We start from the raw sequence: 23689 nt of genomic DNA, 5'->3' as shown, positions 1-23689 counted from the left end.
GCGTTGCCGTCGGCTCACTCGCCCTTGTAGCAAAGGCAGAACGGGTGGCCGGCGGGGTCGGCGTACACGGGGCAGCTGCCGCCCTGCGGCGGTAGCCGTGCCGCTCCGAGCCCGAGGGCGAGGCGTTCCTTCTCGGCCCGGTCGTCGAAGCCGATGTCGAAGTGCATCTGCGGCGGGTATTCGGGGTCGGGCCAGCGTGGTGGTTGGTAGTCGGGGACGCGCTGCAGGGCGAGCATCGGCAGCCGGTCGTCGGCGCGGGCGATCACGATCCGGTCGGGTGAGTCTTCGACCGTACGGGGCATGTCCAGCAAGGCGCCCCAGAACCGCGCCAGCGGTGGTGGATCGGCGCAGTCGATCACCACGCGGACGAGCGTGCCGAATCGGTCCGTGGGTTTGGTGAGGCCGGGGTACAGGCAGAAGGGATGGCCCACCGGGTCGGCGTACACGCGCCAGCCGGGGAAGTCCTCCAGCTTCGTCGCGCCGCGCTCCAGCACCGCGCGCTCGGCGGCCTCCAGGTCGGCGACGTGCACGTCGAGGTGGATCTGCGTTGGGTTTGCCGGGTCGCGCCAGCGTGGAGGGCGCATCCGGCCCTCGCCCGGCCCGATCCGTCCATGGGTGAGCATCGTGTAGAAGGCGCGCAGCTCGTCCTCTCGCTCCTGGGGGCAGCCCACGACGACCCAGAATCGTCCGTCCTGCTCGTCGGGGTCGACCGACGTACCGACGACCTTTGCGGCCTCGTCGAGCACCACGCTCACGAGTGCCTGTCCACGGTTGCCGACCAGGACGACGCGGACCATGTGGTCGTTGACCTGCCGCGCGCTGCTCACCGTCCGGTCCGAACCCGCGAGCTCTTCCACATCTGGCTGCCACGCCTCGGCGATCCACGGACCTGGATCCCATCCGAGGAGACCGCTGACCACGTTGGCCGCTGGTACGTCCGCTTGCTCCAACGCGTCGACCCAGCGGCATGCGACTTCGACGAGGTCACGCGGCATCTCCGTAGTTTCATGCCGGCGGGCCACCCGATCAAGACTCGGCCGGCCCGGGGGTGCTGGACCTGGGCTAGCGAATTGGTCGGCGGTCTCGCGACATGGAACCGGACGTCAGGGGCGGTTTCGAACCGCCGATCTCCGCTTTTCAGACCTCGGGATCACAGCATCTGATCTTAAGGGAACGGGTGTTCGAATCCCGGGGTATGGTGGGGGCATGGGTGCTGACCTTCAGGGCTCGTTGCTGGATGCGTTCGAGGATCCGGCGTTGGGGTCTTTGGATGGGCTCGGGCGGACCGAGCTCGGGCGCGGTGCGTGGATCGATGTCCTGCCGGGATGGTTGACCGGGGCGGATCAGGTGTACGAGCGGCTGGCGCGGGACGTGCCGTGGCAGGCGGAGCGCCGGCAGATGTACGACCGGGTGGTCGACGTGCCGCGACTGCTCTGCTTCTACGGCGAGAACGAGGACCTGCCGCTGCCGATCCTGGACGAGGCCCGGGATGCGTTGAGTGCGCGCTACGCCGAGGAGCTGGGCGAGCCGTTCCGGACGGCGGGGTTGTGCTTCTACCGGGACGGCCGGGACAGCGTCGCGTGGCACGGGGACCGCATCGGGCGCGGGAACCACGAGGACACGATGGTGGCGATCCTGTCCGTCGGTGAGCCGCGGGTGCTCGCGCTGCGGCCGCGACCGGGTGGTGGTTCCACCGGGCCGGTGGGGTCGACTGTCCGATATCCGCTCGGGCACGGCGACCTGATCGTGATGGGCGGCTCGTGTCAGCGCACCTGGGAGCACGCGATCCCCAAGACGTCGGGACGGGTAGGTCCGCGGATCAGCATCCAGTTCCGCCCCCGCGGCGTGCGCTGACGGCCTCGCCTCAGCAGGCGGCCGGTCAGGCGGCTGCCGACGCTCGCACGGCTGGTTGGTAGATGTGGGTGGCTGAGGCTATGTAGAAGCCGAGGAGGCGGACTTCGGCCGCGGTACAGATGTGGGTGGCGGCTTCGGCCCATTCGGTGTCCAGGTCGGGCCAGACCGCCGGGCCGGGGCGGCCCAGAGCCAGGATGAGGGCGGCGCCGGGGGTGGTCCGGAGGGCGGGGATGATCGGGCTCAGGGCCGAGCCGCAGAGGCCATCGCTCCGCAGGGACGGCTCGAGGTGCTCGAACTCGGACGGCAGGTCGATGGCGACCGTGGCGATGTAGCGGTCGTCGTGGTCGCACAGCACGGCGGTGAACGTGCCGCTCCGGCGATCGCCGAGGCTGACCATCAGGTCGACGACATCGGTGGCGAGCGCGGGGTCGGAGAGGGGTTGAGTGGCCCAGGTCGGTGCCAGGTTCTGGAAGCTCATACTTAACAAGGTGCCGTGATTCCGACCCCGGATCTGAGTTGTCCACAGACCAATGTGGCCCATCATCTGAGGGTGAAAGTGGACCTGCCCGCTGGGCCGCCACGCTCCTAGGCTCGAGATACACCGAGCCGAGGGAGACCCGATGAGCCTCACCGCCGACCGCATCCGCAGCAAGCGTGACCGCGGGCCTTCCAGCATCCTGCCGCCGGCCGGAGCGGCCCGGGACCTGGCGATGGCGCAACTGGCGAACTCGGTGGGCGACGGAGCCTTCATCGTCACCTCAGCGCTGTTCTTCACCCGTGTGGTCGGGCTGTCGACCGCCGAGGTCGGACTCGGACTCACGGTCGCCTGGTTGATCGGCTTCCTCACGGGTGTCCCGCTGGGCAACCTGGCCGACCGGAAGGGCGCCCGTGGGGTCGCGGTCGCGCTGGCGTTGACCACGGCAGTCTCGGTCGGCTCGTTCCTGTTCGTGCGAAGCTTCCCGTTGTTCCTGGTTGCGGCGATCACCTACGCAAGCAGTCAGACCGGACTGACCGCCGCGCGCCAGGCACTGCTCGCAGGGCTGGTGCAGCCGGCCGAGCGCACCCGGATCCGCGCGTTCCTCCAGTCCACGGTCAACGGCGGACTCGCGGTCGGCGCCGCGCTCGGCGGTATCGCGCTCCGCTTCGACACCTCAGCGGCGTACCTGACGGTCTTCGCGATCGACGCGGTCAGCTTCCTGATCGCGGCCCGCCTGATCCACCGCGTCCCGCCGGTCGCGGTCAGCACAAGGGTCAAGGGCGAGCCCCGTCTCGCCGTACTGCGGGACCGGCCGTACGCCGTCCTCGCGCTGCTGAACGCGATCATGTTGCTCTTCATGCCGCTGCTCAGCCTCGTCGCCCCGCTGTGGATCGTCTCGCACACCGATGCGCCCAACTGGGTCGTCGCCTCGCTGCTGATCGTCAACACGGTGGGAGTCACACTGTGCCAGGTGCGGATCGCCAAGCGCGTGACGGACCTCCACACCGCTACCCGCTCGGTCCGGTACGCCGGAGTCGCCATGCTGGCCGCCTGCGGGGTCTTCGCGATCTCCGCCGCCAAGATGAGCGCGGCGACGGCTGCCGTCGTACTGGTGCTCGCCGCCACTCTGTTGACGCTCGGAGAGATGAAACTGGCGTCCGGTGCGTGGGAGATCAGCTTCGGTCTCGCACCGGCCGACAAGCAGGGCCAGTACCAGGGCTTCTTCGGCACCGGCCCCGCGATCGCCCGCATGCTCGGCCCGGCGCTGCTCACCACCGTCATCCTCGGTTGGGGTCCGATCGGCTGGATCGTCGTCGGTGCACTGTTCCTGGGGACCAGTTGCGCAACTGGTCCCGCCGTACGATGGGCAGCACGGACGAGGGCCGTCCAGCCGTTGCCGGCAAAGGAGAACGCCGCCTGATGGAGATCCCCGGACTGGTTGAAATCACATCCCACGACGAACTGCGGGACGTGGTTCCGCAGCCGCTGGCCGCCGCGGCCGGCAAGGCCCGCAAGGAGTTGCACGACCTGGACCGGCAGTGGCTGACCGCGTCGCCGTTCTGCCTCATCGCCACGTCGGCCGCCGACGGCAGCTGCGACGTCTCGCCGAAGGGCGACCCGGCGGGGTTCACCAAGGTCTTCGACGACACGACGATCGCGATCCCCGAGCGCGCGGGGAACCGGCGGGTCGACGGGTTCACCAACATCCTGAGCAACCCGCACGTCGGGCTGATCTACTTCATCCCCGGCCGCGGCGACACGCTGCGGATCAACGGACGGGCCCGGATCGTGAAGGAAGCGCCGTTCTTCGACGAGATGATCGTGAAGGGAAACCGCCCGCAGCTGGCGCTGCTGGTGGAGATCGAGGAGATCTTCCACCACTGCTCGAAGGCGTTCCTGCGCTCGCAGCTCTGGAAGCCCGAGACCTGGGAGCCGGACGCGATGCCGAGCCGCGCGCAGATCTCCAAGACGCTCGAACGGCAGGACACCGACCTGACCGAGCTCGAGCAGTACTACGGCAAGGCCTATGAGGAGAAGATCTATAACGTCAAGTACTGAACTACCGCGCAGGGAGCAGGTCGGGATACTCCGTGGCGACGATGACACCTGCCCCGCGGACCTCTACGGTTTCGTACTGTGAGCACGACTGAGCCGATCGCCGCACCCACCGTCGGGTCCCGGGTGCGCCGGCTCGCGCTGCCGCTGTTCCTGGCTGTTTTCCTGGTCGTCGGCTCGTTCGGAGCGGCCGACGGCCAGCCGGATCGCCGGCCGGCCGACTGGTTCATGGTGCTGCTGCTCCTGAAGGCGTCGCTGGCGCTGTACTGGCTCCGGACCCACCCGATTCCGGTGCTGTGGGCAACTGTCGTCGCGACGCTCGTCTACATGCTGATGCAGTACCCGTGGGGTCCGGTCATCCTCCCGTTCGTCATCGCCGTCTTCACGAGCATCCGGCTCGGGTATCGGCTCGCGGGCTGGTCGGCCCTGGCCGGTCTGTACCTCGGGCACGTCGGCGGGCGAATGGTGCTCGGCATCAACCACGACGGCGTGTACCAGGTCCTCCTGGTCGGCGCGTGCTTCATCGTACTGGGGTTCGTGGCGGAGCTCTTCCGCGCACACCGCGACCGGGTGATGGCGGCGGCACGGACCCGGAAGGAAGCTGAGCTGCGGCAGGCCGGTGAGGAGCGGCTGCGGATCGCCCAGGAGCTTCACGACGTGGTGGCCCACCACATCTCGCTGATCAACGTGCAGGCGTCGACCGCGCTGCACCTGGTCGATCGGCAGCCCGAGCAGGCCGGCCCGGCACTGTCGGCGATCAAGGACGCCAGCAAGGAAGCGCTGGTCGAGCTACGGTCGATCGTCGGGATCCTGCGGCAGTCCGACGAGTCGGCGCCCCGGCAGCCGGTCACCGGGCTCGATCGGCTGGAGCACCTGGTCAGCCGGACGTCCCGGGCCGGCCTCGAGGTGCACACGATCGTGCACGGCGACCCCGAGCCGCTGCCGATCGGGCTGGACCGGGCCGCGCTCCGGATCATCCAGGAGTCGCTCACGAACGTCGTACGGCATGCCAGGGCGACCGAGGCGACGGTGCGGATCCAGTACGGCGACGAGGCGCTCGTACTCCAGGTCGACGACGACGGCCAGTCGCTCACCGGCCCGCCGGCGGAAGGCAACGGCATCGTCGGCATGCGGGAACGCGCCACCGCTCTCGGCGGCACCCTCACCGCGACCCGCAGGCCGACCGGCGGGCTGCGGATCATCGCGACGTTGCCGCTGCCCGAACGGTCAGGGCAGGCGGACGTGGGACGGGTTGAGGTCGGCGACCCGGGACACGCCTAGCAGAGCCATCGTCCGCCGGACCTCCTTGGTGAGGATCTCAGCGGACCGGGCCACGCCACGCTGACCGCCGGCCATCAGACCGTAGAGGTAGGCGCGGCCGACCAGGCAGGCGTCGGCGCCCAGTGCGATCGCGGCGACGATGTCCGCACCCGACATGATCCCCGTGTCGAGGTAGATCTCGGCGTCAGTGCCCACCGCCTTGCGGACGTCGGGGAGGATGCGCAGCGGCGTCGGCGCCCGGTCGAGCTGACGGCCACCGTGGTTCGACAGCACGATCGCGTCGGCGCCGGCGTCGACCACCCGGCGGGCGTCCTCGACGGTCTGGATGCCTTTGACAATCAACGGCCCGGACCAGATCGAGCGCAGCCAGGTCAGGTCGTCGATCGTCATGGTCGGGTCGAACAGCTTGTCCAGCAGCTCGGCGACCGTACCGTGCCAGGTGGACAGCGATGCGAAGGTCAGCGGCCGCGTGGTCAGCAGGTTCGCCCACCAGGCCGGGTGCAGCGACGCGTCGAGCACAGTCTTCGCCGTCAGCGACGGCGGGATCGTGAAGCCGTTGCGTACGTCGCGCAGCCGCGCCCCCGCAACCGGTACGTCGACCGTCAGCATCAGCGCCTCGTACCCAGCGGCCGCGGATCGCTTGACCAGGTCCTCCCCCGCGTCCCGGTCCTTCCACACGTACAGCTGGAACCACTTCCGCGCGTCCGGCGCGGCCGCCGCGACGTCCTCGATCGACGTGGTGCCCATCGTGGACAGCGCGTACGGGATCCCGATCTGCTCGGCGACCTTGACGACCGCGCTCTCGCCCTCGTGGTTCATCATCCGGGTGAATCCGGTCGGCGCGAACGCGAACGGCAGCTCCGAGCGCCCGCCCAGGATCGACGTACCCAGGTCGATCTCGGAGACGTTGCGCAGGATCGACGGCTGCAGCTCCATCTCGGCGAACAGCCGGCGGGCCCGGCTCAGGCTGATCTCCGCCTCGGCGGCGCCGTCGGTGTAGTCGAACACCGACCGCGGCGTCCGGCGCTTGGCGATCGCGCGCAGATCCGCGATCGTGAGCGCCTTCTCCAGCCGGCGGTCGGTCGGGTTCGCCGTGATCGGCTTCGGCCGCAGCAGCGGCTTCAGCTCGGACCATTTGGGCAGCTGTCGATCGGTCATCAGTACTCCGGAACGGCCGGCGGAGACCAGGCGCGGTACGGCGAACCGCCCGACCTGATCTGTGGTCGGACCACAGCATAGCCTGTGGTCCGACCACACAGTAGAGTCGTCCAAGTGCACAACAACCCACCTCCCTCCCTGGCGTGGAGGCCGCGGGCTTCGGGGAGGTTTTCTGCCCGAATCGGGGGTAAAACCCTCCCCGAACCCCGCAGGAATCCTGCCCGCACCGGGTTGGGGTGGTGGGCGTGAAGAACTACGAGTTGGTGTTGCATCGGGTTGAGGCGGATCTCGCGGCCGGGCGGCTGCGGATCGGAGGGCGGCTGCCGGGCGAGCGGGTGCTGGCCGAGCAGCTCGGGATCAGCCGACCGTCGGTGCGGGAGGCGGTCCGGGTGCTCGAGGCGATGGGCGTGGTGCGGACCGCGACCGGGTCCGGGCCGGAGGCCGGTGCGGTCATCGTGGCGGAGCCGGTGTCGCCGCTGACCGCCGTACTGCGGTTGCATCTGGCAACAAATCATCTGCCGATGGGGGATGTCGTCCAGACCCGCCTGCTGCTGGAGTCATGGGCGGCCCGGGAGGCGGCTGGGCGGCAGGCGGAGCCGAGTGAGCTCGAGGTCGCCGAGGCGTTGCTCGACCGGATGGATCGCCCAGGCTTGTCACCCGAGGAGTTTCATCTGCTCGACGCGGAGTTCCACGTCGCGCTCTCGGGGCTGGCCGGGAACGTGCTGATCGCGGCGGTGATGGCGTCGCTGCGGTCGGCGATCCACGAGTACGTGCTGGCCGCCGTACCGAATCTGCCGGACTGGGAGGCGACCGCGGTCGGACTCCGCGCCGAGCATCGCGCGATCCTGACCGCGGTCCGCACCGGTCAGCCGGACAGCGCGGCCGAGTTGGTGACCGCGCATATCCGTGGCTTCTATCAGGCCGCCCAACTCCAGTTCCCTTAGCAGCGTTCGATGGCGGTGAGGGCGGTACGGCGGAGTCCGACGATCACCGCGGCGCCGACGACGAGGTGGAGCGAGGCGAGGCCGAGCTTGGCCTCGACGCCGATGCCGTTCAACAGCGGGCTGCCGAGGGACACGATGCAGGTGAGGTGGTCCGAAGTCGGCCAGGCATCGACTTTGGTCGGTGGTGACGGATGAGGGCAGGGCCTAGGGTCGGCGGCATGGTGAGTTGTCTGCCGGAGCGGCGCAATCTGGCGGCCGAGGTGTCAGGCGTCGCCGCGATCGGGTTGCTGTCGGCGCTGACGATCGTCGGCCGGATGTCCGATCCCGCGCACCACAAGTGGCTCGCGCTGGACATCGTGGTCGGCGTCGTCGCCTGCGGGCTGATGCTGGGGTTGCGCCGCCACCCGATACCGACAGCGATCGCGCTGGCAGTACTGGCCGCTGTCTCCCCGGCCGCGACGCCACCGTCGACGGCCGCCACGCTGACCGTCGCCCTGCGATTCCCCTTGCGTACGGCGGCCCCCGTCGCCCTCTTCCAGGCCACGGCGCACCTCGTCCAAGGTCTGTTGTGGCCGATCGGCAATCTCCCGTTCCTGTGGTTCGCCGTACTCGACTTCGCCGTCCACGCCGCATTGCTCGGCTGGGGTCAATGGGTCCAGGCCCGGCAGCAACTCCTCTCCTCGCTCCGGGAGCGGGCGCAACGGGCCGAGGCCGAGCAGGGCCGCCGGGTCGCCGAGGCGCGGACCCTCGAACGGACGCAGATGGCCCGCGAGATGCACGACGTACTCGCGCATCGCCTGTCCCTGCTCGCGACGTACGCCGGTGCCCTCGAGTATCGCCCGGATTCGTCGCCGGAGAAGCTCGCCAAGGCGGCCGGCGTGATCCGCACCGGCGTGCACCAGGCGCTCGACGAGTTGCGTGAGGTGATCAGCGTGCTGCGCGACACCGAGTTCGACGATCTCCCGGGCGGCCGGCCGCAGCCGACGTTCGGCGACCTCCGGGCGCTGGTCGAGGAGTCCCGCGAGGCCGGTACGGCGATCTCGTACGACGATCGTGTCGCCGACGCCACGTCGTTGCCGCCGGCAACGGGGCGGACGGCATACCGGATCGTGCAAGAAGGGCTCACCAATGCGCGCAAACACGCGGCCGGGCATCCGGTCACGCTGACGGTGGCGGGCCGGCCGGGTGACGGGCTGCGGATCGAGCTGACCAATCCGGCGTCCAATGGGACGCCGCTCACCCCCGGCAGCGGGACCGGGCTGGTCGGCCTGACGGAGCGGGTGCAACTCGCCGGCGGCACGCTGGACCATAGGCGGGTGCCCGGTGGCGGCTTCCGGCTCGAGGCCTCGCTACCGTGGCCCCCATGAGCGAGCGGAGCGAGTTCATCATCAAGCACAGGGCGACTTGTGCCTCAGCCGCGCCCGGAGCGAAGCGAGGACGCGGATGAGTGAGACGACCATCCGGGTCCTGGTGGTGGACGACGACGCGTTGGTCCGGGCGAGCCTGGAGATGATGCTCGACGGCGCGAACGGGATCGCCGTGGTCGGCCAGGCCGCCGACGGCGACGAGGTACCGGCCGCGGTGGACGCGCATTTTCCGGACATCGTGCTGATGGACCTGCGGATGCCGAGGGTGGACGGGATCGTCGCGACGCGGCGGCTGCGCGCGCGGACCGATCCGCCGGAGGTCGTCGTCCTCACGACGTTCGACACCGACGAGAACGTGCTGCACGCGCTCCGCGCCGGGGCTAGCGGCTTCCTACTCAAGGACACGCCGCCCGCCCAGATCGTCGAAGCGGTACGGCGGGTGGCCGCCGGCGACCCGATCCTGTCACCGGCGATCACCCGGCGACTGATGGACCAGGCCGCGACCCAGGCCGACGCGCACACGATCGCGCAGACGTCGCTCAAGCGGCTGTCACCCCGCGAGTACGACGTGATGCTCGCGGTCGCCCAGGGGAAGGCGAACGCGCAGATCGCGGCGGAGCTCTACATGAGCGTCGCGACAGTGAAGGCACACATCTCGCACATCCTCACCAAGCTCGAGCTCGGGAACCGTACCCAGATCGCGCTGCTGGCGCACGACGCGGGCTTGGCCTGACCGATGCTCTAGCGTGAGCGCATGATCAGGGTGCTGCTGGCGGACGATCAGGCGTTGGTGCGGGCCGGGTTCCGGTCGTTGCTGAATGCCGAGGACGACATCACGGTGATCGGCGAGGTGGCGGACGGAGCCGAGGCGGTCACAGCGGCGCGGGCCGAGAAGCCCGATGTGGTGCTGATGGACATCCGGATGCCTGGCACCGACGGGCTGGAGGCGACGCGGCAGATCGGCGCCGACGCGGAGCTGGCCGATGTGCATGTGGTGATCCTGACGACGTTCGACCTCGACGAGTACGTCTTCGAGGCACTGCGGGTCGGGGCCAGCGGGTTCTTGGTGAAGGACACCGAGCCGGTCGAGCTACTGCAGGCGGTCCGGGTGGTCGCGCGCGGCGATGCGCTCCTGTCCCCCGGGGTCACGCGCCGCCTGGTCGCGGAGTTCGCCTCCCGCAGCCGCCAACCGCACGCCAGCAAGGAACTCGACGTCCTCACCGAACGCGAGAAGGAGATCGTCGCCCTGGTCGGCGAAGGCCTCTCGAACGACGAGATCGCCGAGCGCCTCGTCCTCAGCCCGGCAACAGCGAAGACCCATGTCAGCCGCGCAATGATCAAACTCGGCGTCCGCGACCGCGCCCAGCTGGTCGTGGTCGCCTACCAGACCGGCTTGGTCCGGCCTGGTTGGCTCGGCTGAAGCTCAGTCCGGGGTGACCGTGCGGGCGACGACCCAGCGGTGCGGGGAGATCGGCCGGACCCGGGTGAAGCCGTGGGACTCGAAGGCGGGCATCGGGCCGGTGTGGAGGAAGGAGCCGGAGACCTTCCGGTCGTCGGTTTCCTCGGGGTAGCCCTCCACGGTGCCACCGCCATACTGGGCGATCTGGGCGAGAGCGCCCGCCAGGGCCGCGTCGGCGACACCGCGGCCGCGGTGCCCTTTGCCGGTGAAGAAGCAGGTGATGCGCCAGTCCGGAAGGTCGGTCAGGCCCTTCTCGTACAGGCGTTTGCTCTTGACTTCGGGCAGCTCCTCAGGCGTGCCGAACTGGCACCAGCCGACGCACTGGTCGCCGTCGAAGACCAGCGCGGCGTGGGTGCTCCCATCCCGGACGCGTTGCTCCTTCTCGGCGCGGTTCTGGGCCGCGGTGCGTCCCTTTCCCAGCTTCACATGGAAGCCCATGCACCAGCATCCACCCCAGACACCGTTGTTCGCCTCGACCAGCGCGGCGAACGCCGGCCAGGTCTCAGCGTCCAGCGGCCCGACCGACAGCACTGCTTCTCGACGCTCCACGATCACTCAGTATGCTCGGCAGTACTCCGAGTGGGGTAGCTGCGGTCACTCCTCCTGGGCGACGCGGTCGGCAGGCCCGCACCGGCACGCTCTGGGGTATGGATGCGCTAGTCGAGGTCCGCGGGCTGACGAAGAGGTACGGCGACACCCTCGCGGTGGATCGTGTCGACCTGACGGTTCTGCCTGGGGAGGTCTACGGGTTCCTCGGGCCGAACGGGGCTGGGAAGACGACCACGCTCAGGATCCTGACCGGGTTGATCGCGCCGACGAGTGGTGACGTCCGCGTGCTCGGCGGTCATCCTGGGCAGGCCGACGTACTGGGCCGGACCGGGTCGATGATCGAGTCGCCCGCGTTCTATCCGTACCTCTCCGGCTTGGACAACCTGCGTCTGCTGGCCGAGTACGCCGAAGTGCCACGACAGCGGACCGACGAGGTCCTGGAGCAGGTTGATCTCGCCGAGCGGGCGAAGGACCGGTTCTCGACGTACTCCCTGGGGATGAAGCAGCGGCTCGGCGTCGCGGCCGCGTTGCTGAAGGATCCGGAACTCGTGATCCTGGACGAGCCGACCAACGGGCTCGACCCGGCCGGGATGCGCGACATGCGGCGGCTGATCCGCGAACTCGGCTCAGACGGCCGGACCGTACTGCTGTCGAGCCACCTGCTCGGCGAGGTGCAGCAGATCTGCGACCGGGTCGGGATCATCAACTCCGGCCGGATGGTTGCCGAGCACAACGTCGACGAGTTGCGCGGCGAGCAGGAGCTGGTCGTCCGCGCCACACCGCGCGACGCCGCGCAATCGGTCCTCACCGGCTTCCTCGGCACCGGCACCGTGCACCTGTACGACGACACGCTCAGGGTAAAGGTGGACCCGGGCCGGGCCGCCGAGGTGAACCAGGTGCTGGTCCAGGCCGGGATCGCGGTGTCCGAACTGCACAGTACCGAACGAGCTCTCGAGGACATCTTCTTCGAGCTCACCACCAGCGGGAAGAAGACGGATGCTGGGTAGCTATCGAGCGGAGCTGCTGAAGCTCCGCAAGCGATCGGCCGTCTGGGTCCTGTTCGGTGCCGGGCTGGTGCTGAGCCTGATCTTCGGCTACCTGCTGCCGTACCTGGGCTACGCGACCGGCGACGACAACCCGCAGACCAGCGGGATCCCGCGCGCCGAGATCCTCCGCGGCATGCTGCCGGAACGCGTCCTGGACAACACGATCGGCGGCTACCCGATCTTCGCCGGCGCGCTCGCCCTCGTGCTCGGCGCGATCGTGATCGGTGGCGAGTACACCTGGGGAACGCTGAAGACGATCCTCACCCAGCGACCCGGCCGCGGCGCCGTACTCGCGGCGCAGTTCCTCGCACTCGCCACAATGATCGCGATCTGGGTGCTCGCCATCTTCGCGGCCTGCGCGCTCTGCAGCATCGGCATCGCGGCCGCCGAGGGCAGCGCGATGAACTGGCCCGGCCCGCTCGACCTGCTGCGAGGTCTCGGCGGTGGCTGGCTGGTGCTGATGATGTGGTGCCTGGCCGGCGCGGTCCTGGCCGTTGCCTTCCGCAACGTCGCGTTGCCGATCGGCCTCGGCGTGGTGTGGATTCTCGGCATCGAGACCTTGGTGGCCGGCGTGGTCAGCAGCCTGCTGCCGGATCTGAAGTTCCTCGCCAACGTGTTGCCCGGCACGAACGCGGGCTCGCTGGTGTTCAGCGTCACCGGCATGGCAGCCGACGACGCACCGCCTGGAGTCCGTGATGCGGTCGGTGGTGGGCGCGCCCTGCTGACCTTGATCGCCTACTGCGCGATCTTCGCCGTACTCGCGGTCTGGACGACGCGGCGCCGGGACGTCACCTGATCCCGGCGTGCACCAGCGCGAGCTCGCAGAACATCGCGTTCGCCCACGAGAACCACTCGCGGGTGAAGACGGCTGGATCCTCGACGTGGAACGACTCGTGCATGAGACCGGTGCCGCCCGTGGTGTCGCGGAGAAGCTCCAGCAACCGCTGGCGCTCCTCCGCCGACGTGCTCGTCAATCCCTGCACAGCAAGGGCAATCGGCCACACCTGGTTCGGCGGGGTGTGCGGGCTGCCGATGCCGGCGGCGTGCGTACCGCTGTAGTAGTACGGGTTCTCCGGGCTCAGCAGCAGCCCGCGAGTGGCGACGTACGTCGGATCGTCGGCCGCGGCGTACCCGGTCAAGGGGATCCCCAGCAGGCTCGGCATGTTCGCGTCGTCCATCAGCAGCGTCGCCCCGGCGCCGTCGACCTCATAGGCGTAGACGTGACCGCGTTCCGGATGATCGATCGTGCCGTGCCGTGCGATGCCGTCGTCGATGTCGGCCTTGAGTTCCTTGGCTCGCGCGGACAGCGGCTCGTCGTCCAGCACCTCGGCCGCGATCTCCTGCAGGTAGCCGAGGACGACGGAGGCGAACATGTTGCCGGGCACGTTGAACCCGAGCTCGGTCGCGTCGTCACTCGGCCGGAACGCGCTCCACGACATCCCGGTCGGCCGGGTCAGCCGGCCCCGCCCTTCGCGGACCAGCGTGTCCGACGGCAGCATGTCCGGCTCGTCCCGCTGGAACCGGTACGGCGACCTCGCCTCGTGATCCTGCTCGACGGTCCAGAGCTCGATGATCGCCGAGGCCGCCGCCCGGAAGCGCTCGTCGATCACGTCCGCCCGACCGGTGATCCGCCACAGCCGGTATGCCAACTCGAGCGGGAAACAGAGTGAGTCGATCTCGTACTTGCGCTCCCACACCCACGGCGACATCTCGGTCTCGTCGGTGGTGTGACCGGCGCCGTTCGCCCCGCGGTTGAACGCGTTGGCGTACGGGTCGAGGACGACGTACTCCAGTTGCCGGTGCAGGACGCCGATCAGGACCGCCTGCAGGCCCGGATCGTCCTTGCACAGCAGCAGGTACGGCCGGAGTTGGGCGGCGGAGTCGCGCAGCCACATCGCCGGGATGTCGCCGGTGAGCACGAACGTCGTCCCGTCCGGCAGCCGTTCGGCGACGGCGGGCAGGTTCTCGGCCATCGAGCGCCGGAACATCTCCGCGATCGTCTCGTCGCCGGTCGCCCGGTGGACCGCCGCGGTAGCCCGGGCGAGGACCTCGGGATCGATTATCAACACAGTCACCTATCTGCCACGAGTTCGCGGCTCTGCAACAGTACCGAGGGGTTCGGCGAGAAGGTCTGGTCGAGGACCAGGCTGGCCGCGCCGATCGCGCCGACGTCGACGCCGAGCGCCGTACCGGCGACTTCGAAGGGGTGGACGGAGCGGACCAGGAATCGTCCGTCCAGGGCGGCCCGGACCGCGTCGCCGAACAGGGGCGCGAGCCGCTCCCAGTGCGGGCCGCCGAACACCACCCGCTCCAGGTCGAGGAGGTTCGCGATGTCCTCGACCACCTTGGCGATCCGGACGGCCAGTGCGGCAACGATCTCCCGGGCCGGCCCGGGATCCGCCGCGGCCAGCGAACACAGCCGGGCGAACGCCGCGTCCACGGCCTTCCGGTCGTCCAGATCGATGCCTGAGGCAAGCACCCCGGCCCGGACCGCCTGCTGCACCAGGTACCGCGGCTGACTCGCCTCGCCGACGCAGCCGCGCCGCCCGCAGTAGCAGACCGGCCCGTCCGGATCGACGATGACGTGACCGATCTCGCCCACGTTGCTGGACGAACCGCGGACCACCTCGTCACCGATCACCAGGCCGGCCCCCACGCCGGTGCCCAGGTAGAAGAACACGAAGCTCCCACCTCCGCCGGCCCACTTCTCGGCCGACGCCGCAGCGGTCACATCCTTGTCGAGGAGCACCGGCAGCCCGGTCCGCTCGTGGAGCTCGTCCCGGATCGGGACCAAATGCCAGGCCGCCAGGTTGGGTGGGTCGACCACGAAACCACGCTCGGCATCGATCGGCCCGGGTGCGGCGATTCCGACACCCACCACGCGATCTCGTGGCGCGGCGGCGAGAGTCATGACGTCCTCGATCGTCGCCGCGATTCCGGCGATCAGTACGTCGGGATCGTCGGCGTACGGCGTGTCCACCCGCCGGCGAGCGACCACATCGCCGGTGAGGTCGAGCAGCACCACGGTCACGACGGCGGGGTCGAGGTGAACGCCGACGGCGTACTGGCCGGTGGGTTCGAGCTCGAGCAGAGTGCGCGGCTTGCCCAGGCCCGCGCTGCGCTGGCGGCCGGCTTCGCGGACGAGACCGGCGTCAAGGAGGCGGCGGGCGATGTTGGAGATCGCCTGACCGGACAGGCCGGTGACCTCGGCGAGCTCGACCCGGCTCAGTTGCTCGCTCCGGCGGATCGCATCGAGCACGACAGCGTCATTGAAACCGCCGACACGATCCAGGTTCGTGCCCCGGCGTACAGTCACAACTCCCCCACTCAGTCGGAGATCGGGTCCGCACCCCACGGACGTGACCAGTCGAACTGGATCGTCTCGGCGCCCGAGCGCCAGGAGGTCGGGGTCGTGTTCGTCAGCCAGTCCAGCGGCTCGATCCCGGACGCGTCACCACCACTGAGCGCCAACCGTATACCGTCGCTCAGCGCGCGGTCCGACCGCTCGGTGCGGGCTTGTGGATCGATCGACACGAACAGCGCCGTACCCGACCGTGCGACCAGATCCAGGAACCGCCGGTTCAGCTCCCACGGCGTCTGCGGCGTACACGGGACGCAGTCGGCGTCGACGGCGAAGAAGCGGTTGTGCTGCGGCAACCGGAATGCGAGCGTGTTGACGCCCATCTTGCGGGTCCGCTCCCAGTCCCGTCCGGACGTGTCGTCGCCGGTCCGCTGCACGTCGACCAGCCCGGCCGCGAGGTGCCCGACGGTGTTGCAGCCGATCAGTACGACGTCGTCCGCGGCCGCCCGGATCTCGCGATAGAACGCGAGCACGATCTCCGCCGTCGTCCGGGACGGATCATGCAACTGCCAGCCGCTGCTCGTCAGCCGCGATCCCATCGCGGGCCCGAACCGGCCGAACACGTCGTACGTGCTGAAGTCGTGCTTCACCAGCTCGAAGCCCCAGTCCTTGAACCGCCGCAGATCGGCGCGGACCAGGTCGAGCACCTCCGGGTACGACGGATCGAGCGCGCGACCGGGTTTGTCGTGCGGCCCGGGGCGACCCCACGGACCGGCCTCGCGAACCAGGAGCGGGCGGAACCACAGCCCCGGGCGGGCGCCGATCGCCGTGATCGCCGCGGCCGTGCCGGCCATGTCGTCGAAGACTCCCGGCGCACCCGTGTCCCACGGACCGCCCGACGCGATGCCGCCCGGGTACCAGCCGTCGTCGACGACGCTGAACGGCTTGACCGGGTGACCGTCGGCGAGCTCCACGATCGTCGCGGCGTCGACCTCTACTGCTTTCTGGTCGAAGTTCTCGCCGTACGCGTAGTACCAGTTGTTCGCCCCGACCACCGGCGCGGGCTCAGGTCGCGCCGGTAGCCGGGTGCTCATGGTGGCGACCGCTGCGTGCAGCGTCAGCCAGGGCGAGCCGGCGTCCTCGAACCGACGGACAGTCGCTGCGGCCAGCGTACGTCCGTTCAGCTGGGTCGGACCCCCGCCGTTGCGGAGATCGAGCCAGAGCGTGAACCCGTCGGCGTCGACGGTCCACGAGCAGAATGCGTTCGGCTGCACGTCGACGCCTGCGCCGGTCGTCGCACCGGTCTGCGGGTCGTGGGAGAGGAAGTACCACGGCAGCAGTCGCTCCGGTTGCTGGTGACGCCACTGCAGGTCGCCGTACGAGCGTTCCCAGGCGTCGCCGAGGATCAACGCGTCGGCGGGGAGCCGTTCGGACCAGCGGAGCGCGACGCGCGAGACGGTCGGCCCGGTGACGTCGATGGCGCCGTCCGACCAGCCGACATCGATGCCGTCGGCCGACCAGGTCGCGCCGGTCCGGACCGTGCTGGACAGCCCGTCCGAGAGTCCCGCCTGGACGAAAACAGCGTTCGGTTCTCTCACCTGACTCCCTCGGCGGCGAATTTCCCCACGGACTTTAGTTAATGGTCAGAAGAACCGTCAAGGCTCTCCACCGCCGCGACGAGACGGTCGATGTCGGACTGGTCGGAGTACGGCGCGAGGCCGGCGCGGACGGCTCCGGCAGCCCCCAGGCCCAGGTGGCGGGCGGCCTCGTAGGCGTAGAACGAGCCCGCCGGAGCGTTGACCCCGGCGGCGGCCAGATGCTCGGCCACCGCGGCCGGCGGATGGCCCTCGACGGTGAAGAGCAGGGTCGGCGTACGGCGAGCCGCGTGGCCGTAAAGGGTGACGCCCGGGATGGCGGCCAGCCGAGACTCGAGATCCTCACGCAGGCCGTCCTCGTACTCCTCGACCAGCTGCATCGAGCTGAGCAGGCGCTCGCGTCGCGTGGCTCCAGTCCCGCCGAGACCGGCAACGAAGTCGACGGCCGCGGTTGTGCCGGCCAGCAGCTCGTACGGGAGCGTGCCGAACTCGAAGCGCTCGGGTACGGCGTCCGACGACGGGAGCAGCTTGTCCGGCCGGAGCGTCTCCAGCAGCTCGGGCTTGGCGGTCAGCACCCCGAGGTGCGGCCCGAAGAACTTGTACGGCGAGCAGACGTAGAAGTCGGCGTACGCCGCATCGACCGGAGCGTGCGCGGTCAGGTGCACCCCGTCGACGTAGATCAGCACACCGGCCGCGTGGACCTGATCCGCGATCCGGGCGACGTCCGGACGGGTGCCGAGCAGGTTGGATGCGCCGGTGACGGCGACCAGGCGAGTCCGGTCGGTCAGGAGCGGCGCGATGTCGTCCAGCTCGGAGGTCCCGGGGTCGAAGCCGAGCCACTTCACGGTCGCGCCAACGGCCTCGGCGGCCTGCACCCACGGGCGGACGTTGGCGTCGTGGTCGAGGCGGGTCACGACGACCTCGTCGCCCTCGGACCAGGTCTTGGCGAGCGTGCGGGAGAAGTCGTAGGTCAGCTGAGTCATGCTGCGGCCGAAGACGATGCCATTCGCCTGAGTGCCGAGCAGATCGGCCATCGCCTCCCGCGCTTCGATGACGATCTCGTCGGCCCGGCGGTCGGCAGTCGTGAGTCGGCCGCGGTTCGCCAGCGCCGACGTCAGGGTCCGGGCCACCGCGTCGGCGACCACATGCGGGGTCTGCGATCCACCCGGACCGTCGAAATGCGCCGCACCCTCGTCGAGCGCGGGGAACTGCTTGCGGACGGACACGACCTCGAAGGCACCCATGGCTGTCATCCTCCCCCGGCGACCGCACTCGCTGCCATCGGTTGTCCATTTCTCACCAGGTTTGCCCGATCCCGGATAAAAATCTTCGGAATGTCGCAGCGGTAGTGCAGGATGTCAGGAGTGAGCACGGTGACGACTACTGACACGGCCGCCCCGGTGCGGGGCTGGCTTCCGACGATGCTGACCCTGGCCGCCATCTGGGGTTGCAGCTTCCTGTTCATCTCGGTCGGCGTGCGCGAGCTTCCGCCGCTCTATCTGGCACTCGGCCGCGTGATCGCGGGCTCCGTCGTCCTGCTGGTGATCCTGGCGGTGAAGCGCGAGCCGTTACCTCGCGACCGGCGGCTGTGGCTGCACTCGTTCGTGCTCGGCGCGATCGGCTCCGCGATCCCCTGGACGCTGTTCGGGTACGGCGAGCAGCGCATTCCGTCCCTCCTGGCGGGGATCTGGAACGGGATCACGCCCCTGGTCGTGCTGCCGATCGCCGTGCTCATTTTCCGCACCGAGACGTTCTCGCTGCAGCGGGTGCTCGGGCTGATCATCGGGTTCGCCGGCATGCTCGTCGTACTCGGTGCTTGGCATGTCGACGCCGGAGCGGATCTGACCGGGCAGGCGCTGTGCATGCTGGCCGCGGTCTTCTACGGGTTGGCGATTCCCTACCAGAAGCGGTTCATCGCCGGGACCACGCTGTCCGGGACGGCGCTGTCCGCGAGTTTGTTGCTGTGCGCAACGGTCCAGCTCGCGATCGTGGCGCCGATCGTCACCCGGCAGGCGCCGCCGGCCCCGTGGTCGCTGTCGATCGAGGTCGTGCTCAGTGTGGTCGCGCTGGGTGCGCTCGGCAGTGGGCTCGCGTTCGTGCTCAGCCTGCGGAACATCCGGCTGATCGGGGCCAGCCGGTCGTCGATGGTGACCTACCTGATGCCGGTCTTCTCGATCGTGGTCGGCGTGCTCGTGCTGCACGAGCACATCACCTGGTACCAGCCGGTCGGCGGTCTGGTCGTGTTGCTCGGGGTCGCCGTCTCGCAAGGGTTGCTGCGTCCGCCGCGGCGCAAGCCGATCGTCGCGGCCGAGGCGCCGGCGACGACCTAGCGCCGCGCCTGGTCGTCGCCGGCGCCGTCACTCCCCCGGCACACCAGTGGAGAACGGACCTCCAGGCCATCACAATCACCGAGACGTCGCGACCGCCCGCGGGAGGCCATCGTCCTCGCCTCGTTGTGATGGCCTGGCGATCCGGTCGACGGCATGGGCAACACCCACCGAACCGACCGGAGCGCCGGGTATCCCCGCGCGGAGTGTTGAGGGTTATCCCTGCGTGGTGCTGGTGCAGATGGACAGGAAGTGTCGGCTCGGGTCCGGCCTCACCCGGCCGGGTTCACGCCTGCGCACACCGCCCGACCACCACCCGCGGACCGACACCTCCTGTCGAACTGCACACCAACGGGACTAGCGGCGGAGGTTGGGGACGGCGGCGATCACCACGGCGGCGAGGGCCAGCACGGTCCCGGCGACGACCGGGAACGTGACCGCCTTGTCCGCGGCCGGGAGGAACAGGTCGATGAACAGGCTCGCGATCAACTGACCGGCGATGGTCCCGAGACCGAGCACGAACACGCCGACCACCCGAACCACGGCCGCCGCCGCGCTGATGAAGATCACACCGCACGCGCCACCGAAGTACAGCCACGGGTTGCTCGGCAGGTGATGCGGCGCACCCCGTAGCGCGAGGTCGGCGAGGAACACCACCAGCAACGCGGCGAGCCCGACCAGGAAGTTGACCACGCCGGCCGCGACTGCGCCGTACGCGTCCGGTGACGCGGTGCGCGCGACGCGTCCGTTGATCGCCTGCTGGACCGCGGTGAAGACGCCTCCGAGCGCGGGCAGTACAGCGAGGAGCAGGCCGGCGGGGTGATTCAGTTGGTCCGACACCGCGAGTACGACGGCCACCAAAGCGATGAGCGCGCCGACGACGCGCAAGCTGGTGAACGGCTGCGGGCCGGCCGGGCCGAAGCCGAGGCGGTCGACGACCAGACTGCTGACCGCCTGACCCGCGACGACGGCCACGGTGAAGACCGCGACGCCGATCACGGAGACGGTGATCGACTGGGTCGCGACGAGGTAGGCGCCCGCGAGTCCGCCGATGCACTGCCACCAGCGCAGGCCGCCGTGCGCACGCACCGGCTCGCGAATTGCCTCCCAGACCTTGCCGAGAGAGCGCCTTACCGCGGGGATGAGCGCCGTACCGATCAGCAGGATCAGCAGGCCGGTGCCGAACGAGATCAGCGCAGCCGCGACGCCGTCACCGAGGACATCGCCGAGTTCGCCGTTGATCCGGGACTGGATCGCGAACAGCATCCCGATGCCGAAGGCGGCCGTGAGCCCGATCAGGTGGTGCTGACGGGTCGAGGTCGGCGGGCGGGTCGCGGTCGTTGTCACGTCACCATCATGACCGTTCGCCGGATTGCGCCTGACACCGGTCCACCCTATGACCGGCGGATCAGTGCCAGGTACATCGCATCGGTGCCGTGGAGATGCGGCCACAACTGCACGTCGGGACCGTCGCCGAGGTCCGGTACGCCGGGGAACAGCAGTCGCGCGTCCTCGAGGGTCGCGTCGTCCCGTTCGCGCAGTACGGCGTCGACCACGGCGCGGGTCTCGTCGAGGTGCGGTGAGCAGGTGACGTACGCGACCACGCCGCCGGGACGCGCCGAGGTGATCGCCGAGTCCAGGAGGTCTTCCTGGAGTGGCCGCAGTTCCTTCACGTCGTCCGGCGTACGGCGCCAGCGGGCTTCCGGGCGACGCCGGAGCGCTCCCAGGCCGGTGCACGGCACATCGGCCAGCACGCGGTCGAAAGATCCGGCCGGCCACGTCGGCTTGGTCCCGTCACCGACGAGAACCTTGTGTTCTCCGGGAATCGCCCGCAGGTTCGCCCGGACCAGCTCGGCCCGATGCTTGAGTGGCTCGACCGCGGTCAGTTGGCCGTCACGTTGTTGCACGAGCGCTGCGAGCAGCGCCGACTTGCCGCCTGGTCCCGCGCAGAGGTCCAACCACTTGCTGTCCGATTCTTCGATCGGAGCCGCGGCCAGGGCGAGCGCGACGAGCTGCGATCCTTCGTCCTGCACGCCGGCCCGACCGGTGGCAACCGCGTCGATCCGCCCGGGATCGCCACCACCCTGCAGCACGGCCGCATACGGCGACCACTTCCCCGCAGTGGCCCCAGCGGCGACCAACTCATCCACCTCGGCCAGCCCCGGCCGGGCCACCAGCGTCACCCGAGGCGGCTCGTTGTCCGCCTCAAGCAACCGCTCCAGCCCACTGCCGTCACCCAGTGCCTGGGCGAAGGCCTCGATCACCCAGCGAGGGTGCGCTTTGGCGATCGCCAGGTAGCCGTAGGCATCCTCGGCGGCCGGCGGCGCCACCGCGGCGATCCACTGGTCGAGAGTGCGTTGGCTGATCTTGCGGAGGACGGCGTTGACCAGACCGCTGCGTTTCTGGCCGATCTCGGCCCGGGTGAGCGTGACCATCTCCGAGACGGCAGCGTACGAGTCGACGCGCATCCGGAGGAGCTGGTGGCTGCCGAGCCGGAGGAGGTCGAGGAGTTCGGGGTCGAGATCCTCGAGTGGGCGGGACACGCTGCGCGCGAGGAAGGCGTCGTACGTGCCTTGCCAGCGGAGCGTCCCGTGCACCAGCTCGGTGCAGAACGCGGCGTCGCGACCGCCGAGGCGCGACTCACGCAGAGCCTTGTTGAGGACGAGGTTCGCGTAGCCGGCCTCGCCGTTCACCTGCCGGATGACCTGGTACGCGACCCGGCGCACCCGGTCCGGGCGGCGCTGCGGCGTCCGATTGCGCGGCGACCGGTCGCTGCTCACGCGGACGGTCCCAAGCGGTCCTCATCGGTGAGGCGGACACCGCGAGCCCAGTCGGCGGCGGCCATCGGCTTCTTGCCCTGCGGCTGAACCGTCACCAGCTCTACCGCCTTGCTCCCGGTGCCGGCCTTCACGCTCGACTTGGTCGCCTGAAGCTCACCAGGCTTCAGCTCCTCGTCGGTCAGCCGTACGGCGAGAACCTTCAAGCGCTCGCCCCGGAACATCGTCCACGCCCCCGGCGCCGGGTTGCACCCACGCACCAGCCGATCCACCCGCTGCGCCGGCGCGGCCAGATCCAGCTCGGCGTCCTCGACGGTGATCTTCGGCGCCAGCGTCACGCCGTCGGCCGGTTGCTCGCGAGCCTCCAGTACGCCGGCCTCGACCCCGTCCAGCGTGTCGACCAGGAGCTTCGCGCCGGACACCGCGAGCCGGTTCAGCAGGTCACCCGAGGTGTCCGAAGGACCGATCGGCTCGGTGAGTACGCCGTACACCGGACCGGCGTCGAGCGCCTTCACGATCTGGAACGTGCTGGCCCCGGTCACGTCGTCCCCGGCGATGATCGAGTGCTGCACCGGCGCGGCGCCACGCCAGGCGGGCAGCACCGAGAAGTGCAGGTTGATCCAGCCGTGCCGCGGGATGTCCAGGGCCGCCTGCGGCAACAGGCCGCCGTACGCGACCACCGGACAGCAGTCCGGCGCGATCTCGGCCAGCCGCGCCAGGAAGTCGGGGTCCCTCGGCTTCACCGGCTTGAGGATCTCGATCCCACCGAGCTCCTCGGCGTACTGCGCGACCGGCGAGGCGACCAGCTTGCGGCCACGGCCCGCCGGGGCGTCCGGACGCGTGACCACGCCGACGAGTTCGTGGCGGCTGGCAACGATCGCCTTGAGGGCAGTGACGGCGGGCTCCGGCGTACCGGCAAAGACGACTCTCACAGGCCGAATCCGTTCGTCGGGTGTGGCGAGACCCTGATCTGCGGGGGGCCGGACAGGCCGGACCAGTCGGCCTCGCGGATCGCCTTCATCGCCTGCTTGCGGGTGTCGGTGTCGAGCCGGTCGACGAACAGGATGCCGTCGAGGTGGTCGGTCTCGTGCTGGATGGCGCGGGCCAGGAGCTCGGAGCCCTCGATCACGATCGGGTCGCCGTACATGTTGAAACCCTTGGCGATCACCGAGAGCGCCCGGCGGCAGTCGAACGTCAGGCCGGGGATCGAGAGGCAGCCCTCCGGGCCGAACTGCTCGTCGGCCGAGAGCGTCAGCTCCGGGTTGATCAGGTGCCCGAGCTCGCCCTCCACGTGGTACGTGAACACGCGCAGCCCGACCCCGATCTGCGGCGCGGCCAGGCCGGAGCCGGGTGCGGCCTGCATGGTGTCGGTGAGGTCCGCGACCAAACGGCGCAGCTCGGCGTCGAAATCGACGACCGGCTCGGCCTTCGTGGTCAGGACGGGGTCGCCGAACAGGCGGATGGGTTGGACCGACACAGACTCTCCACAGCATTCCAC

The 23689-nt window shown here is 69.7% G+C and carries 24 protein-coding genes; 11 read left to right on the top strand and 13 right to left on the bottom strand.

All coding sequences use genetic code 11. The features are described 5' to 3' along the window. Positions 1-14 precede the first annotated feature (14 nt). The gene (locus tag OG555_RS31945; RefSeq protein WP_329476261.1) at positions 15-995 is read right to left on the bottom strand and encodes a VOC family protein; all 981 of its coding nucleotides are present in this window, start codon (positions 993-995) and stop codon (positions 15-17) included. Between the two features lie 211 nt (positions 996-1206). Between OG555_RS31945 and OG555_RS31940 the strand changes: the two genes are divergently transcribed. Further along, positions 1207-1854, top strand: a complete 648-nt coding sequence (locus OG555_RS31940) for an alpha-ketoglutarate-dependent dioxygenase AlkB (RefSeq protein WP_329476260.1) — start codon at positions 1207-1209, stop codon at positions 1852-1854. Between the two features lie 25 nt (positions 1855-1879). Here the strand turns inward: OG555_RS31940 and OG555_RS31935 are convergent, their stop codons facing one another. Beyond that, a complete protein-coding gene (locus OG555_RS31935) occupies positions 1880-2332 on the bottom strand; it encodes a hypothetical protein (protein ID WP_329476259.1) in 453 nt (150 codons plus the stop codon). A gap of 142 nt (positions 2333-2474) precedes the next feature. Here OG555_RS31935 and OG555_RS31930 point away from each other — a divergent pair, with 142 nt between their 5' ends. The 3 genes from OG555_RS31930 to OG555_RS31920 all read left to right on the top strand — a co-directional run bounded on the left by OG555_RS31930 (position 2475) and on the right by OG555_RS31920 (position 5668). Beyond that, complete coding sequence (locus OG555_RS31930) at positions 2475-3752, top strand: MFS transporter (RefSeq protein WP_329476258.1); 1278 nt, start codon at positions 2475-2477, stop codon at positions 3750-3752. Then, positions 3752-4390: a pyridoxamine 5'-phosphate oxidase family protein gene (locus OG555_RS31925; protein WP_329476257.1), complete on the top strand. Its 639-nt coding sequence runs from the start codon at positions 3752-3754 to the stop codon at positions 4388-4390. Before OG555_RS31930 ends, OG555_RS31925 begins: the two co-directional genes overlap by 1 nt. Before the next feature lie 78 nt (positions 4391-4468). Beyond that, the gene (locus OG555_RS31920; RefSeq protein WP_329476256.1) at positions 4469-5668 is read left to right on the top strand and encodes a sensor histidine kinase; all 1200 of its coding nucleotides are present in this window, start codon (positions 4469-4471) and stop codon (positions 5666-5668) included. Here the strand turns inward: OG555_RS31920 and OG555_RS31915 are convergent. Beyond that, complete coding sequence (locus OG555_RS31915) at positions 5615-6826, bottom strand: alpha-hydroxy acid oxidase (protein WP_329476255.1); 1212 nt, start codon at positions 6824-6826, stop codon at positions 5615-5617. The genes OG555_RS31920 and OG555_RS31915 overlap by 54 nt on opposite strands. 245 nt (positions 6827-7071) lie before the next feature. Here OG555_RS31915 and OG555_RS31910 point away from each other — a divergent pair, with 245 nt between their 5' ends. Beyond that, positions 7072-7770, top strand: a complete 699-nt coding sequence (locus tag OG555_RS31910) for a FadR/GntR family transcriptional regulator (protein WP_329476254.1) — start codon at positions 7072-7074, stop codon at positions 7768-7770. Here the strand turns inward: OG555_RS31910 and OG555_RS31905 are convergent. Beyond that, positions 7767-7904: a DUF6069 family protein gene (locus OG555_RS31905; protein WP_329476253.1), complete on the bottom strand. Its 138-nt coding sequence runs from the start codon at positions 7902-7904 to the stop codon at positions 7767-7769. The two genes, OG555_RS31910 and OG555_RS31905, sit on opposite strands and share 4 nt — an antisense overlap. 84 nt (positions 7905-7988) lie before the next feature. On the opposite strand from OG555_RS31905, the gene OG555_RS31900 reads away from it, so the two are divergent. The 3 genes from OG555_RS31900 (at position 7989) to OG555_RS31890 (ending at position 10557) form a co-directional block, all read left to right on the top strand. Next, positions 7989-9137 carry a sensor histidine kinase gene (locus tag OG555_RS31900; protein ID WP_329476252.1) on the top strand — a complete coding sequence of 383 codons (1149 nt, stop codon included), beginning with the start codon at positions 7989-7991 and terminating at the stop codon, positions 9135-9137. A gap of 76 nt (positions 9138-9213) precedes the next feature. Continuing rightward, a complete protein-coding gene (locus tag OG555_RS31895) occupies positions 9214-9870 on the top strand; it encodes a response regulator transcription factor (protein WP_329476251.1) in 657 nt (218 codons plus the stop codon). Positions 9871-9891: 21 nt separating this feature from the next. After that, positions 9892-10557, top strand: coding sequence for a response regulator transcription factor (locus tag OG555_RS31890; protein WP_329476250.1), 666 nt, complete (start codon positions 9892-9894; stop codon positions 10555-10557). Positions 10558-10560: 3 nt separating this feature from the next. On the opposite strand, the gene OG555_RS31885 is transcribed toward OG555_RS31890, so the two are convergent. Then, on the bottom strand, positions 10561-11145 hold the full coding sequence (locus OG555_RS31885; protein ID WP_329476249.1) for a GNAT family N-acetyltransferase: 585 nt from the start codon (positions 11143-11145) through the stop codon (positions 10561-10563). Positions 11146-11243: 98 nt separating this feature from the next. Here OG555_RS31885 and OG555_RS31880 point away from each other — a divergent pair, with 98 nt between their 5' ends. Both OG555_RS31880 and OG555_RS31875 read left to right on the top strand, forming a co-directional pair. Next, positions 11244-12152: an ABC transporter ATP-binding protein gene (locus tag OG555_RS31880; protein ID WP_329476248.1), complete on the top strand. Its 909-nt coding sequence runs from the start codon at positions 11244-11246 to the stop codon at positions 12150-12152. Then, positions 12142-12987 (top strand): ABC transporter permease subunit, encoded by an 846-nt coding sequence (locus tag OG555_RS31875; RefSeq protein ID WP_329476247.1) that lies wholly within the window; start codon positions 12142-12144, stop codon positions 12985-12987. The genes OG555_RS31880 and OG555_RS31875 overlap by 11 nt, the downstream gene beginning before the upstream one ends. On the opposite strand, the gene OG555_RS31870 is transcribed toward OG555_RS31875, so the two are convergent. Genes OG555_RS31870 through OG555_RS31855 form a run of 4 tightly spaced genes read right to left on the bottom strand, consistent with a single transcriptional unit; the run spans position 12980 to position 18331 of the window. After that, complete coding sequence (locus OG555_RS31870) at positions 12980-14266, bottom strand: glycoside hydrolase family 125 protein (RefSeq protein ID WP_329476246.1); 1287 nt, start codon at positions 14264-14266, stop codon at positions 12980-12982. The two genes, OG555_RS31875 and OG555_RS31870, sit on opposite strands and share 8 nt — an antisense overlap. After that, entirely contained in the window at positions 14263-15507 is a 1245-nt protein-coding gene (locus tag OG555_RS31865) for an ROK family transcriptional regulator (RefSeq protein ID WP_329476245.1), read from the bottom strand. The genes OG555_RS31870 and OG555_RS31865 overlap by 4 nt, the downstream gene beginning before the upstream one ends. 11 nt (positions 15508-15518) lie before the next feature. Continuing rightward, the gene (locus OG555_RS31860; protein WP_329476244.1) at positions 15519-17090 is read right to left on the bottom strand and encodes a hypothetical protein; all 1572 of its coding nucleotides are present in this window, start codon (positions 17088-17090) and stop codon (positions 15519-15521) included. Positions 17091-17128: 38 nt separating this feature from the next. Then, positions 17129-18331 (bottom strand): cysteine desulfurase-like protein, encoded by a 1203-nt coding sequence (locus OG555_RS31855; RefSeq protein ID WP_329476243.1) that lies wholly within the window; start codon positions 18329-18331, stop codon positions 17129-17131. A 129-nt stretch (positions 18332-18460) separates the two neighbouring features. On the opposite strand from OG555_RS31855, the gene OG555_RS31850 reads away from it, so the two are divergent. Continuing rightward, entirely contained in the window at positions 18461-19417 is a 957-nt protein-coding gene (locus tag OG555_RS31850; protein ID WP_329476242.1) for a DMT family transporter, read from the top strand. Between the two features lie 354 nt (positions 19418-19771). Here OG555_RS31850 and OG555_RS31845 read toward each other — a convergent pair whose 3' ends face one another. Genes OG555_RS31845 through def form a run of 4 tightly spaced genes read right to left on the bottom strand, consistent with a single transcriptional unit; the run spans position 19772 to position 23668 of the window. Further along, on the bottom strand, positions 19772-20761 hold the full coding sequence (locus OG555_RS31845; RefSeq protein WP_329476241.1) for a DMT family transporter: 990 nt from the start codon (positions 20759-20761) through the stop codon (positions 19772-19774). A gap of 47 nt (positions 20762-20808) precedes the next feature. Beyond that, a complete protein-coding gene (locus OG555_RS31840) occupies positions 20809-22194 on the bottom strand; it encodes an RsmB/NOP family class I SAM-dependent RNA methyltransferase (RefSeq protein WP_329476240.1) in 1386 nt (461 codons plus the stop codon). Continuing rightward, positions 22191-23123 (bottom strand): methionyl-tRNA formyltransferase, encoded by a 933-nt coding sequence (fmt, locus tag OG555_RS31835; protein ID WP_329476239.1) that lies wholly within the window; start codon positions 23121-23123, stop codon positions 22191-22193. The genes OG555_RS31840 and fmt overlap by 4 nt, the downstream gene beginning before the upstream one ends. Beyond that, the gene (gene def, locus OG555_RS31830) at positions 23120-23668 is read right to left on the bottom strand and encodes a peptide deformylase (RefSeq protein ID WP_329476238.1); all 549 of its coding nucleotides are present in this window, start codon (positions 23666-23668) and stop codon (positions 23120-23122) included. The genes fmt and def overlap by 4 nt, the downstream gene beginning before the upstream one ends. Positions 23669-23689: the final 21 nt, after the last annotated feature.

Source organism: Kribbella sp. NBC_01484 (assembly GCF_036227145.1).
GTDB lineage: Bacteria > Actinomycetota > Actinomycetes > Propionibacteriales > Kribbellaceae > Kribbella.
Note: the sequence above shows the minus strand (reverse complement) of the source record. Positions and strands in the feature narration are given on the sequence as shown.